Below are 12,991 nucleotides of genomic sequence, written 5' to 3'. Positions count from 1 at the left end.
CTTGGTGGCATACATCCGTATGAATGCCGGAAACGGACGTACGGACGGGACGGGTGGTGTCGTGATGCGGCGTTGCGGGCCGGCGGTGGTCGGTGTGGTGGCGGTGGGTGCGTTGGTCGTGGGCGGGGGCGGTACCGCATGGGCCGGGAACGCCGATCTCGAGGTGCACGGGTCCGCCGTGCTGGGCGGGGACCTGGTGGAGGTCCGGGTGACCCCGAGCAACCACGGGCCGGACTCCGTGTCGGGTGCCAGCGTGCGGCTGACGTCGTCGGCGGCGCTGGCGGACACGCAGCAGCTGCCGGGCGGGTGCGCGCGCACCGGTGACCGGGAGGTGGTGTGCGACACCGGACCGCTGGCGGTCGAGGTGCCCGGCGAGCAGCTGGTGGTTCCGGTACGGCTGCGGGAGCAGTCGTCGGAGGTGAGGCTGGCGGTGGACGTGGCGTGGGGCGGGGGCGCGGTGGACCAGGACCGTACGAACGACAGACAGCAGGTGCTGGTGCTGGCGACGGGGGATCCGTACGCGTTCTGACGGCCGCCGGCGGGTGTGCCTAGGTGCCGTTCGTGGTGCCGAAGGTCACCCGGTAGTAGCAGGCGCCCTTGCAGGGCATGGTCGCTCCGTCGTCGAAGGCGTAGGAGTAGGCGTAGGGCTCGGCGCGCTTGAAGACCTGGGTGTGGTCGACCGGCCACTTGGCGGGGAGGCAGTTGTCGCGGCCGGCCCAGGCGCCGCGGCAGCAGTAGGTGTCGCCGCCGAAGGCCGCGCACGGCGGTTTGCAGCCGATCTCCTGGCCGCCGGAGAGGGCCTGCATGGCCTTGGGGCAGTTGACCTCGGTGGTGCAGGTGCCCTTGTAGCAGCCCGCGGAGCTGACCGGGTCGGTGGTCGTGGTGTGGGAGATGTTGATGTACATGGGCAGGTTGGAGCCGTCGACCATGCTCACGTCGTAGAAGTCCATGCCGTCGAAGGCGTCGAAGGTGAACTCGCCGAGGGTGGTGGGCGGGTTGCCGCCGCTGCACACGCTGGTGCAGTCGCCGGAGGCACAGGGGCCGGCGGCCGTTCCGTTGGTGCATCCGGTACGGCCCCAGATGCGGCCGCCCCAGTTGTTCGCGACGGTCACCGAGAGGCTCTGGCCGGGGGCGAGTCTGCGGCCGGCGGGGTAGACGGAGGTGTTGGTGACGACCGCCCACACCGTCTTCTGGGTCTTGTTGACGACGGTGATCAGGCGTTTGCCGGCCGGGGCGGTGGTGGTGGCGGGTTGCCCGGCCCGGGCGGTGGCCGCCGGCTTGCCCGGGGTCTTCGCCGCGGCCGATGCGGACGCCGAGGCCGATTTCGACGGCTTGGCGTGGGCCGAGGCGGAGGCGGAGGCGCTGCGGTCCGGCGACGGGGACGGTGACGTGGCGAGCGCGGTGTCCGACGGGTTCGAGGGGAGGGCCGCGGCCGTCTGCCGGTCCGTGTTCGCGGTGTGGGTGCCGGCCGGTGTCCACATGCCGTAGGTGATGAGTACGGTGGCGGTCGTCGCGAGGGCGGCCGCGCCGGCGTACCACCAGCGGCGTCGCGGTGGTCTCGTGCCGTGTCTCCTGCGTCCTCGTGCCATCCTTGTGCCTTCCTCGGGCTGTGCCAGATGTGTGCCTGCCTTTCGGTGACCTGGTCGGCGGGGGCCGTACAACACAAATTGCGAAGCCGACTCGCCGGTTTTTCTGTTGTCCCCGCGTATCGCGCGGGGTCTCCGTTCCGACAGCCGGACTCTGCGCGGAGGAACAGACCCACATGACCGAGAACCATCGGAGCGGACCCGACCCCGGCGTCGTGACGGCCGCTCGCGCGGGTGACAGAGCGGCCCTGGAGTACCTCGTGACCGCGTGTCTGCCGCTGGTCTACAACATCGTCGGCCGGGCCCTGAACGGTCATGCCGATGTCGACGACGTCGTACAGGAGACGCTGTTGCGCATGGTGCGCGGGCTGGAGAAGCTGCGGGATCCGTCCGCGTTCCGGTCGTGGCTCGTCGCCATCACGATCCGGCAGGTACGCAACCGGGAGCAGTCGCGGGCCACGGACCGGGACCGCAGGGCGCATCTGGACGACGCGGAGGCGATCACCGACCCCGCGCTCGACTTCGCCGGGCTGACCATCCTGCGGCTGGGTCTGACCGAGCAGCGCCGGGAGGTCGCGGAGGCGACGCGCTGGCTCGATGCGGACGACCAGGAGCTGCTGTCCCTGTGGTGGCTGGAGGAGACCGGCGATCTGGAGCGCGCGGACCTCGCCGGTGCGCTGGGGCTGTCCGACCGGCATGCCGCGGTGCGGGTGCAGCGGATGAAGAAGCAGATGGAGGTCTCGCGGGGCGTGGTGCGGGGGCTCGCGGCCGACCCGCGCTGTGCGGAGCTGGACGAGATCGCCGAGCCGTGGGACGGGCTGCCGAGTTCCCTGTGGCGCAAGCGGTTCGGGCGTCACATACGTGGCTGCGGGGTGTGCGCGGGCCTGGAGCGGGGGCTGCTGCCGATGGACCGGCTGCTGAGCGGGCTGCCGCTGGTGGCGGTGCCGGCCGGTCTGGACTCGGCGCGGGTGCTGGCCCATGTCACCGCGTCCCATGGCGTCGGGGCGTCCCACGGCGCAGGGGCCGCCGATTCGAGTGGCGGGAGCGGCGGGGGCAGCGGAAACGGCGGGAGTACCGGGGGCCGGGCGGTGCGGCGGCGGCACGGGCAGGCGAGCAGGCGTGCGGGCCGGCGGCTGGGTGGTCGTCTCGTGGGCAAGCAGGCCGTCGTGGGTGGTTCGGCGGCGGTCGCGGTCGTCGCGGCGGTCGCCCTGGTCGCGGCCCGGATGACAGCGGGCCCGTCCGTCCCGGCCGCGGAGACGGCCGCACCGCCGACGCCGGTCGCCGTGGCGTCGCCGAGCCCGAGTCCGACGCACTCCGCCTCCCCGTCGCCGTCCCCCTCCCGCAGCGCGTCCCCGAAGCCGTCGGTCAGGCCGACGCCCTCGAAGCACCCCGCGGCTCCGGTCCAGGTGGCCTCCGGTGCCAAGAAGGGCGTCGGCGTGTGGACGTTCAACGGTGTGAGCCAGGCGCTCGCCGCGAGCGGGGCGAGCTGGTACTACACCTGGAACACCCAGCACCAGGGCGTGACGACCCCGTCCTCGGCCTCCTTCGTGCCGATGATCTGGGGGGCCTCGTCCGTCACCGACGCGTCGCTGGCGCAGGCGCGCGCGGCGGGGCCGTACCTGCTGGGCTTCAACGAGCCCGACATGGCGCAGCAGTCGAACATGACGGTCGACCAGGCGCTGGGGCTGTGGCCCAGGCTGATGGCGACGGGCAAGGTGCTGGGCAGCCCGGCGGTGGCGTACGGCGGGGACACGGCCGGCGGCTGGCTGGACCGGTTCATGTCCGGGGCGAAGGCGAAGGGGTACCGGGTCGACTTCATCACGCTGCACTGGTACGGCGGTGACTTCCGCACCCCGCAGGCCGTGGCGCAGCTGAAGCAGTACCTGGCGGCGGTGTACGCGCGGTACCACAAGCCGATCTGGCTCACCGAGTACGCGCTGATCGACTTCTCGCAGGGGACCCGTTTCCCGTCGGCGCAGCAGCAGGCGGACTTCGTCACCGCGTCCACGAAGATGCTGGACGCGCTGCCGTACGTGCAGCGGTACGCGTGGTTCGGGCTGGGTGCGGATCCGGCGAAGCCGAGCAGCGGGCTGTTCACGAGCGGTACGGCGGCCACGGCGGCGGGGCGGGCCTTCCAGGCGGCGCGCTGAGCGGGGAGCCGAGTGGTGTGCTGAGCGGTGCGCTGAACGAAGGGGGCCGGTGCGGCGGCCGGCCGGCACCGGCCCCCTCGTGCTGGGGGCTCTATGGGCCCTAGGGGCTCACACCCCAGGTGACGCGGTAGCCGCACTCTCCGGAGCAGGTGAAGACGCTGGTCGCGTCGTCGTTGACGTAGGAGTAGGCGTTGGGGTCGGCCGCCTTGAACACCGCGGCGGAGTTCACGGGCCATGAGGAGGGCACGCACTGGGGGCGGGCGGCGTAGGCGCCGGTGCAGCAGGTCTGGTCCGTCTTGAACACCAGGCAGGCGCTCAGGCAGGCGACGACATGGCCGTCCCGGACGCGTTGCAGCTTCTTGGGGCAGGTCGCGATGGTGTTCTTGACGCAGCCGGCCGCGGTGCAGCCGTTGCCGTCGACCTTGTCGGCGGAGGTGCCGCCGTAACTGTTGATCCACATCGGCAGGTTGTAGCCCTCGACCTGGCTGACGTCGTAGAAGTCCATGCCGTTCCAGGCGTTCAGGTTGAACTCGGCGAGGGTGGAGGGGAATTCGCCCCAGGTCGAGCCGCACTGGAAGTGGCCGCAGCCGCCGCTCAGGCAGGTGCCGTCGCCTGCGGCGTCGAAGGAGCAGCCGGTGCGGGCCCAGAGGCGGACGTCCCAGTGGTCGGGGATGGCGAAGCTGAGGCTGGCGCCGGGGCGCAGGACCCAGCCGGTGGCCTCGACCGGGTGTTTGGGGTCGGCGGCGATGGCCGGCCAGATGGTCTGGTCGAGCCGGTTGACGAGGGTGATGGTGCGTTTGCCGGGGGTCTTGCCGGTGCTCGTCGTCGGCTGCTTCGCGGTGCGGGCGGACGAGGCCTTGGCGGAGGGCGAGGTGCCGGCGTGCGGGGATGCCGAGCCCTTGCCCGAGCGGGACGGCGACGGTGACGGTGACGGTTTCGAGGAGGGGCTCGCCAGGGGGTCGGCGCCGGCCGTCGTGCGGGGGGTGGCCGCCGGGTCGGCGGCGGTGGTGTGCCGGTCCGAGGCCGGGCCGGTCTGCATCCGGGCCAGCACCACACCGGTCACCAGGGCGAGGCAGGTGAGGACTACGGCGGCGGTGGCGGCGAGGCCGGAGTACCGGCGAGGTCGGCGGCGACGGCGGTGGTGGTGCATGTCACGGGGCTCCTGTCCGTTTCCACGGGCGTGGGCTTACGTAGGGGAGACCTGGACGGTTGCTGTGGGATAACGGAAACGGGGTCGTCCTGGTGTGTGCTTCGCCTGCGGGCCCGGTGGGGGCTGGTCGCGCCCACGCGGCGGCAGCCGCACATCAAATACAGCCCCGTGCCCCTAAGAGGCGCTTCAGTGGCCGCCTGTATACGACGTCGGCGGGACACCTACCGTCGCCTTGAAGTCGCGTACCAGGTGGGCCTGGTCGGCGTAGCCCAGTTCGGCGGCCAGGGTTGCCCAGTCCACGTCGGCCTCCTTGCCCGCCCGCTCCAGGGCCTCGTGGATGCGGCAGCGGAGGATGGCCCACTTCGGGGTGATGCCGACGTATTCGGCGAAGAGGCGTTGCAGGCCGCGTACGGAGATGCCCTCGGTCTGGGCGAAGTCGGCGACGCGGCGGACGGTGCGGTCGGTCCTGATCCGTTCGGCGAGGGCCATGGCGTGGTCGGCCCGCGGGTCGGGGGCGGGGGCGAGGGCGAGGAGGAAGGCATCGAGGGCGGCCACGCGGTCGGCGTCGTCGCGGGGGCCCACCACCGCGCGGGCCGCGTCGGCCGTGGCCCGCGGGAGCACCTCGTCGGCGCGCAGGGCGCGGCCCGTCCAGTGGGAGACCGGGTGACCGGGGGCGTACGGGCGGAAGCCGCCGGGGCGGAACTTGGCGCCGCACACCCGGCCGCGGCCGGTCAGCTTGCGGGCGTAGAGACCGAGGGCGACTCCGGTGAGCTCGGCGTAGGGCGGAGCGTCGTCCCCGTCGGCCCCGTCCCACTGGAAGGTGAGGTTCACGGACGGGTGCGGGACCACGTGGGAGACGTACGGCTCGGGCAGGTCCCAGTCGATGAACCAGTACGTCTCGATGTGGCGGCGCAGCGGCTCGGCAGGCCGGTGCCGGCGGAACCGCACCCGGGACAGCAGCCCGGCCGGGTCGACGATCCCGCGGGTGTCGCGGACGGGTGCGTCTCCGGGGCCGGGGCCGGGGCCTGGGGCTGGGGTGGGGGCGGGTCCGGGTGCGGCGGCCATGGCCGGATGGTACGTCCGGGGGCCGGTCGGGGTGGGGGAATAGGTGGCGGTGAGGTCTCGTTCTGTGGGTATAGTTGAATCGTAAACAACCTGGAGGGTGAGCGAGCATGCAGTTCGGGATCTTCACGGTCGGCGACGTCACGCCGGACCCCACCACGGGGCGGACGCCGAGCGAGCGGGAGCGCATCAAGGCGATGGTCGCGATCGCGCTGAAGGCCGAGGAAGTCGGTCTGGACGTGTTCGCGACGGGTGAGCACCACAACCCGCCGTTCGTGCCGTCGTCGCCGACCACCATGCTCGGTTACGTCGCCGCGCAGACGGAGAAGCTGATCCTCTCCACCTCCACCACCCTCATCACCACCAACGACCCGGTGAAGATCGCCGAGGACTTCGCGATGCTCCAGCACCTGGCCGACGGCCGGGTGGACCTGATGATGGGCCGCGGAAACACCGGGCCGGTCTACCCCTGGTTCGGGCAGGACATCCGCGAGGGCATCAACCTCGCCATCGAGAACTACGCCCTGCTGCGCCGGCTGTGGCGCGAGGACGTCGTCGACTGGGAGGGCAAGTTCCGCACGCCGCTGCAGGGCTTCACCTCCACCCCGCGGCCGATGGACGACGTGCCGCCGTTCGTCTGGCACGGCTCGATCCGCTCGCCCGAGATAGCCGAGCAGGCCGCCTACTACGGCGACGGCTTCTTCCACAACAACATCTTCTGGCCCGCCGACCACACCAAGCGGATGGTCGACTTCTACCGGAAGCGGTTCGCGCACTACGGGCACGGGACGCCCGAGCAGGCGATCGTCGGCCTCGGCGGCCAGGTGTTCATGCGGAAGAACTCGCAGGACGCGGTGCGTGAGTTCCGGCCCTACTTCGACAACGCGCCGGTCTACGGGCACGGGCCCTCGCTGGAGGACTTCACCGAGCAGACCCCGCTGACGGTGGGCTCGCCGCAGCAGGTGATCGAGAAGACGCTGGGCTTCCGCGAGTACGCGGGCGACTACCAGCGCCAGCTGTTCCTGATGGACCACGCGGGGCTGCCGCTGAAGACGGTCCTGGAGCAGCTCGACATGCTCGGCGAGGAGGTCGTGCCGGTGCTGCGCAAGGAGTTCGCGAAGGGCCGTCCGGCGGACGTTCCGGAGGCGCCGACGCACGCGTCGCTGGTCGCCGCCGCCGCTGCCGCTGGGGAGAAGGCTTCGGACAAGAAGGAGGTCGGGGCATGAAGCTGGTCGTCGTCTCGGCGGGGCTGAGCGTGCCGTCGTCCACGCGGCTGCTGGCGGACCGGCTGGCAGCGGCCGTGGGCCGGCAGGCCGAGGCCCCGGTCGAGGTCGAGGTGGTGGAGCTGCGTGACCTCGCGGTCGAGATCGCGCACAACTTCACGAACGGGTTCCCCGGGCGCAGGCTCGCGGCGGCCTTGGAGGCGGTGACCGGGGCGGACGGCCTGATCGCGGTCACGCCGGTGTTCACGGCCTCCTACAGCGGGCTGTTCAAGTCGTTCTTCGACGTGCTCGACAAGGACGCGCTGGCGGGGAAGCCGGTGCTGATCGCGGCGACCGGGGGGACGGCGCGGCACTCGCTGGTGCTGGAGCATGCGCTGCGGCCGATGTTCGCGTACCTGCGGGCGGTGGTCGTGCCGACGGGCGTCTACGCGGCCTCGGAGGACTGGGGTGCGGAGGGGCTGGAGGGCCGGGTCGAGCGGGCGGCGGGGGAGCTGGCGGGGTTGATGGCAGGGCTGTCGGCGACCAGGCCCGCGGAAGCCGAGTCCTTGCCGGTCGTACCGTTCGCGGAGCAGCTGGCGAGGTTGGCGGCGAGCTGAGGGGGTGGGGGCCGGGGGTGGGGACGCTCACCGGCGCTTGCCGGGTGCCGCCCGCGCCCACCCGTGCCGCCCCAGCGGCACGACTGCCCGCGGCTGGATGAAAGACACGGCTGGGCAGCGCGCCCCAAAGGGGCGCGGGGAACTGCGCGGCCCGCCCCCACCGGCCCGCGCGGGAAGTGAGCCGGTCCCGGGCGGGAAGGGTGCCGGTTCCGGGCGGGAAGGGTGCCGGTTCCGGGTGGGGGGCGGTGGGGGTCCGTGGGGTGTGGTTTTCGGGCCCCCGCCGCCCCCTCGTCACTTCACCGCGTAGCCGAAGCGCACGCCGGCAGCGGGCAGGCCGCCGGCGCCGGGCTGGTACGTCGTCACCGCGGCCACCGTGCCGCCGGTCACGTTCGACCAGGGCAGGGCGTACGCGGCACCGTACGCCGAAGGGCCGTACGGCATGCCGACGTAGAGGTTCGTGCCGGTGGCCGTGATGCTGGAGCCGACGTACTGGCTCGCACCGTATGTGCCGGGCAGCCCGGTGCCGTTGCCCGCGTAGACCCAGGCGTCGGTGTCACCGGGAGCGCCGAGCAGCGAGAAGGTCTGGATCCCGCCCGCGTCCGCCGCGGTGCCGAGGTCCTCGTCCGGGACGCCGACCGCGAGGTGCAGCGTGCTCGCGGTGCTCTCCGCCCGCGGGGCGGTGTTGACGGTCGCGACCGTCTGGCCGAAGCGGTCCCCGGCCTCGCCGGTGCCGTCGACGTCGGCGCTCTCCTGGCTGATGTCGCCGAGCTGACTCCACGCTCCGGAGGCGGTGATGTGCACGGTGACGACACGGCCCGCCTCGGCCCGGTCGGTGCCGCTCACGGTCAGGGACTCACCGGGCACGCCGATCGCGAGGACGGAGTCGGACGCCGACGTGGCACCCGCCGGCCGGTACGCGGTCATGGACAGCGCCCCGCCGAACTCGTCGTTCGCCTCGGGGGAGCCGGTCACGGTGTCGAGGTCCTCGGACAGGGCGATGCGCGGGGTCGGGATGCCCGCCGCGTTCAGGGTGTGGCCGAAGACCGCGACCCCGCCCGCCGCCGCGGCGGTTCCGATCCCCTCGTTCGGGGTGCCGATGGCGATGAAGTTGCCGTCGCCGGCGACCGTGGCGCCGAAGCCGTCGTTCGTCTCGGAGGTTCCGGGGACATCGGCGGTCCTCCCCTGGTAGATCGACACGTCGGTCGAGCCGCGCAGGTAGAACGCCTCGCCCGCCTTGGCGATGCCGTTCAGTCCCTCACCGGGCACGCCGATCAGCAGCCACGGCTCGCCCGCCGCGGTGGTTCCGGCGGCCAGGGCCGCGCCCAGCCGGTCACCCGTCTCGGGGGTGGAGGCGCGCATGGAGTTGGTCGCGGCCCCCTCCTCCAGGTCTGTCGCGGCCTTGCCGGAGCCGATGCCGTCCGGGCCGCCGTACAGGACGTAGACCGCGCCGGCGTCGGTCGCCGTGCCGATGTCCACCGACGGGGCGCCGACGACGAGGTCGGTGCAGCCGTCCTCGTCGTAGTCGACGGTCGCCAGGGTCTGCCCGAACAGGTCGCCGGTCTCGGGGTCGCCCGGTACGTAGCTGAGGGCCCGGCTCAGTTCCTGGGTGCCCTTGCCGCCGCCGTAGACGATGCGCACGACACCGGCCTGGGACACACCGCCGGCCGACGTGTTCGGATCGGCGATGGCGGTGTCCTCCACACCGTCGCAGTTGAAGTCGGCGACGCGGGTCGCGCCGGCCTTCGAGGCGATCCAGCCGCCCAGGTCGTCGACGCGGGTGGCGACCCCGCCGGTGCGGGTCTCGGTGGTGTCCGTGCCGAAGCAACCGCCTTGCCATGACTGGCTGTTGACGGCGACCAGTTCGGCCTTGCCGCTGGTCACCCGCAGTTGCGGACCGCCCGCGTCGCCCGCGCAGATCGCCGTGCCGTTCTGGCCGGTGACGGAGGCGGTGGTGGCGGTCGCGGAGTCCACGGAGAACGTGCCGGTGTGCAGGGCCAGCGGTGCCCACTCGTCCTTCGTACGGCCGTATCCCGCTCCCGTCAGGGTCTCGCCCGCGGTGGCCGCCGTGGTGGCCAGGGACACCGGGGCCACCGAGGTGACCGGGCGGTTGAGACGGGCCAGGACCAGGTCGCGGTCGGTGCGCGGGACGAGCTCGACGACGGTGCGCACCTCGCCGTCGGTCGTGGTCAGATCGGTGCGGCCGATGGTCGCGGTGGTGGTGAGCTGGGGCCTGCCGGCGGGGACCGTGAGTCCGGCGGCCGGGTCGGCGACGAAGCAGCTGGCCGCGGTGAGCAGCCACTCGGCATCGACCAGGACACCGGAGCAGGCCCGTGTCCCGTCACCGATGTCCAGCCGGGCGGTGTAGCTGTACGTGGTCCCGCTCGCGGCGGCGCCGGAGAGGGCGTGTGCCGGAGCGGCGGTCAGTGCGAGGGGCGCGGCGATCAGGGCCGCGGCCAGGGCGGTGACGCGGAGGGATCTGATGTGTCTGTTGACCATGACTTCCTCGGGGCGAGGCCGGTGCGGCCGGTGGGACCGGCGAAACCGGGGCGGGACGGCTGGTGAGGGCGGCGTCGGAAGGGCGTCGTCCGCGGTGCTGAGGGGCCGTCGGTTCGGTGGCTCGCGGACTGCGGGCGGCTGGTCGGCGCGGCACGACCGCTCACCGCGGCGCGGGTGTGCGGACCGGTCGTGCACCGCTGCTCGCGGACACGACGGCGTGGCACCTCCGGGGCGGGCGCGGTGGGCGCCGGACGGCCGGCACGCGTGCGGACGGCGTGGTGCGGCGCTACTTGGAGGTCCTGATCTCCACGAGCATCCATTCGCGGCCCTGGTCGTCCGCGCTCTCGCCCACGGCCGCCCAGCTGTTCTCGGGGACGTCGTAGGTCTTCTCCTCGTCGTCGACGGTCATGTCGACCTGGGTGGAGTAGGCGTTGCCCTGGACGCCGTAGACGGAGGGGATCTCCAGGCTGAGGTAGCCGGAGTCGCCGGTCACCCGGAAGCAGATCTCGGCCTTGCTGCGGGCCCAGACCTGCAACAGGCCGCTCTGGCTGCCGCAGTCCGCGAGGACGATGTGGCCGTCGCCGCGTTTGAGGGTGATGCCCTGCTCGGCGAGGATCTTGTCGGCGCCGGGATAGCCGAAGTCCTCCACCGCGTAACCGGGTGCTTCGTCGGCCAGCGGAGCGACGGCGTCGGCGGCCGGGCGGCCGGAGGCGGCGGCGCCACCGGGGCCCGCCACGGACACGGCCAGCCAGGCGAGGGCGGCCGTCGCCGCGGCGGCCAGTGCGCGGCGCACAAGTCTGCTGTGCTTCGGTGTCGGCCGTGACATGGCCGAGGGACGTGCCTTCATCGGTCTCCCGTCATGGGTTCCGGTCTGCTGCCCGGAAGAGGGTGGAGGCGGGTGCGGAGGCTGTCCCGACGTGGTCGTGGCGGCGTGCGTAAAAGCCGCTGCGCCGGGTGCGCACCGCAGAAAAACGGAATGACCGTGCTCACTTTTCGCGCACCCCCCGTCGGTGGCCGACACCTGCCCTGCGCATTGCTCTGCCCGATTTCTGTGTCGACCCTCCGAGTGGCGAGGTGACAGGGGTGCGGAAATGCGTCGGGCGGTCGCCGGGCAGCCGTAAGGCAGCCTCAATTACCGCATACAAGCACTTGCCCCCGTAAGAAGTCTTGGCCGCGCCATCAAAGCCCACCGGCGGGAACGTGTCCAGCGGAATAAGCCAGGCAAACTCCACGGGTTGCGCATGGGATGTCGGCCGGGACCCCAGTAGCTATGCGGATTCTGTACGGAGGTTGTGGGTCCGGATAACCCCGCCCCGGGTGACGTGTGTGGGTAATTCGCTCGCTATCGCCTCCTTTCCTCCCGCCCGTCTCGCCGGGTCTTTCGTTCGACTTCTCCGCAGGTAGCGGATAAAGCGGACGCGTTTTCCTCGCGTGGGTATTTCCGAGGGGGATCTGTGTGATTCTTCTCCGGCACCACATTTCGGTTTCGCAGGGCACTGCAATCTTCGATCAGGGGGTTCGAAAGATGACCGTGAGACAGTGGAGCCGACGGAGTTTCCTCCGCTCGGTGGTATCCGGAGGCGCCGCCGCGGTGGCGCTGTCCGCCCTCGGCCTCGATGCGTCGAGGGCCATGGCCGACGACACCGACGGCACCTCCACGCTGCCGGACACCGACCGGGCCAGAGCCGTCCAGGCCTGGCGGTCGGGCGGCTCCGCCACCCGGGCCGCGGCGGCACTGGCGCTCGTGGGTACGGACGCGGACGTCCGGACGTTCCTGGGCACGACGCTGGCGCAGACCACGGCCGAGGACAACCGGGTCGGGATCCTGAAGATGATCGCCTCCGCCGGGAAGGGGGTCCGCGCAGCGGCCGGCACGGCGCTGTCCGGCGCGGACGCCGACGTGGCGGACTTCCTGGCGTCCGGCTATCAGGCGCCCCTCGCGGAGGACATGCGCGTCGCCGTACTGACGATCATGAACAACGGGGACAAGGCGGTGAAGACCGCGGCCCAGAAGGCGCTGGACGCCGGCACGGACGACGCTCTGGCGACCTTCCTGACGGACGGTCAGTACACGGCCCGTCAGGAGGACGAGCGCTTCGCGGTCTTCCAGATCCTCGCCGTCGCCGGCCCGGAGGTGCAGAAGACGGCGCAGCGGGCGCTGAACGGCACCGCGCAGGACATCCACCAGTGGCTGGAGACGGGGCAGCACATCTCCCGCGCCCGCGACCAGGAGTCGCTCTCGGTCGCCCAGCTGGTGCTCGTGGTGCAGGCGGCGGGCAAGCAGGCCAAGATCCAGACGGACGCGGCCCTGGAGGCCTCCGACCGGGCGCAGGCCGCCGCGCAGGTTGCCAAGGCCGCCGCCCAGAAGGCCGCCGCCGAGGCCCAGGCCACCAAGGACGACGCCGCGAAGTCGGCGGCGGCGGCCGGCCGGGCGGCCGACGCGGCGGACGGAGCCGCCGACGCGGCCCGCACCGCGATCAACGCGTCCAACACCGCGGTGTCCGCCTCCCGGATCGCCTCCCAGGCCGCGCAGGCCGCCGCGGCCGCGGCCGCCGTCGCCGGCCAGGCCGCCACCCACGCCTACTCCGCCGCCATCTCCGCCTCCAAGGACGCCGGTCAGGCCGCGGCGGCCAAGTCGGCGGCGGTCACCGCCCGCAACGCGGCGGCCGGTGCCCGTACCGCCGCCGCCGCGGCCAGCGCCGCCGCCGACGCGAGCGACGACTCGACC

9 protein-coding genes and 1 pseudogene are annotated in these 12,991 nt (G+C 72.5%); 5 read left to right on the top strand and 5 right to left on the bottom strand.

Annotated features, from left to right (window positions below; translation table 11 throughout):
- Nucleotides 1-64 precede the first annotated feature (64 nt).
- Nucleotides 65-529, top strand: coding sequence for a hypothetical protein (locus ACWGKQ_RS41590; protein ID WP_453297235.1), 465 nt, complete (start codon nucleotides 65-67; stop codon nucleotides 527-529).
- Nucleotides 530-548: 19 nt separating this feature from the next.
- Here ACWGKQ_RS41590 and ACWGKQ_RS41585 read toward each other — a convergent pair whose 3' ends face one another.
- Nucleotides 549-1,589: a thaumatin family protein gene (locus ACWGKQ_RS41585; protein WP_453297234.1), complete on the bottom strand. Its 1,041-nt coding sequence runs from the start codon at nucleotides 1,587-1,589 to the stop codon at nucleotides 549-551.
- Nucleotides 1,590-1,762: 173 nt separating this feature from the next.
- On the opposite strand from ACWGKQ_RS41585, the gene ACWGKQ_RS41580 reads away from it, so the two are divergent.
- A complete protein-coding gene (locus ACWGKQ_RS41580) occupies nucleotides 1,763-3,736 on the top strand; it encodes a sigma-70 family RNA polymerase sigma factor (RefSeq protein ID WP_453297233.1) in 1,974 nt (657 codons plus the stop codon).
- A 100-nt stretch (nucleotides 3,737-3,836) separates the two neighbouring features.
- Here ACWGKQ_RS41580 and ACWGKQ_RS41575 read toward each other — a convergent pair whose 3' ends face one another.
- Complete coding sequence (locus tag ACWGKQ_RS41575; protein ID WP_453297232.1) at nucleotides 3,837-4,886, bottom strand: thaumatin family protein; 1,050 nt, start codon at nucleotides 4,884-4,886, stop codon at nucleotides 3,837-3,839.
- 186 nt (nucleotides 4,887-5,072) lie between these two features.
- Nucleotides 5,073-5,951, bottom strand: a complete 879-nt coding sequence (locus ACWGKQ_RS41570; protein ID WP_453297231.1) for an AraC family transcriptional regulator — start codon at nucleotides 5,949-5,951, stop codon at nucleotides 5,073-5,075.
- 107 nt (nucleotides 5,952-6,058) lie between these two features.
- On the opposite strand from ACWGKQ_RS41570, the gene ACWGKQ_RS41565 reads away from it, so the two are divergent.
- Together ACWGKQ_RS41565 and ACWGKQ_RS41560 are read left to right on the top strand one after the other, a co-directional pair.
- Nucleotides 6,059-7,174 carry an LLM class flavin-dependent oxidoreductase gene (locus tag ACWGKQ_RS41565; protein ID WP_453297230.1) on the top strand — a complete coding sequence of 372 codons (1,116 nt, stop codon included), beginning with the start codon at nucleotides 6,059-6,061 and terminating at the stop codon, nucleotides 7,172-7,174.
- On the top strand, nucleotides 7,171-7,767 hold the full coding sequence (locus tag ACWGKQ_RS41560; protein WP_453297229.1) for an FMN reductase: 597 nt from the start codon (nucleotides 7,171-7,173) through the stop codon (nucleotides 7,765-7,767). Before ACWGKQ_RS41565 ends, ACWGKQ_RS41560 begins: the two co-directional genes overlap by 4 nt.
- Before the next feature lie 291 nt (nucleotides 7,768-8,058).
- On the opposite strand, the gene ACWGKQ_RS41555 is transcribed toward ACWGKQ_RS41560, so the two are convergent.
- Complete coding sequence (locus tag ACWGKQ_RS41555; protein ID WP_453297228.1) at nucleotides 8,059-10,263, bottom strand: trypsin-like serine protease; 2,205 nt, start codon at nucleotides 10,261-10,263, stop codon at nucleotides 8,059-8,061.
- Between the two features lie 286 nt (nucleotides 10,264-10,549).
- A complete protein-coding gene (locus ACWGKQ_RS41550) occupies nucleotides 10,550-11,110 on the bottom strand; it encodes a hypothetical protein (protein WP_453297227.1) in 561 nt (186 codons plus the stop codon).
- 720 nt (nucleotides 11,111-11,830) lie between these two features.
- On the opposite strand from ACWGKQ_RS41550, the pseudogene ACWGKQ_RS41545 reads away from it, so the two are divergent.
- Nucleotides 11,831-12,991: pseudogene (locus tag ACWGKQ_RS41545) on the top strand (hypothetical protein); the annotation flags it as partial.

This window comes from Streptomyces sp. NPDC054770, assembly GCF_053611985.1.
The sequence above is the reverse complement of the archived record's forward strand: the minus strand, read 5'-3'. Positions and strand labels throughout refer to the sequence as shown.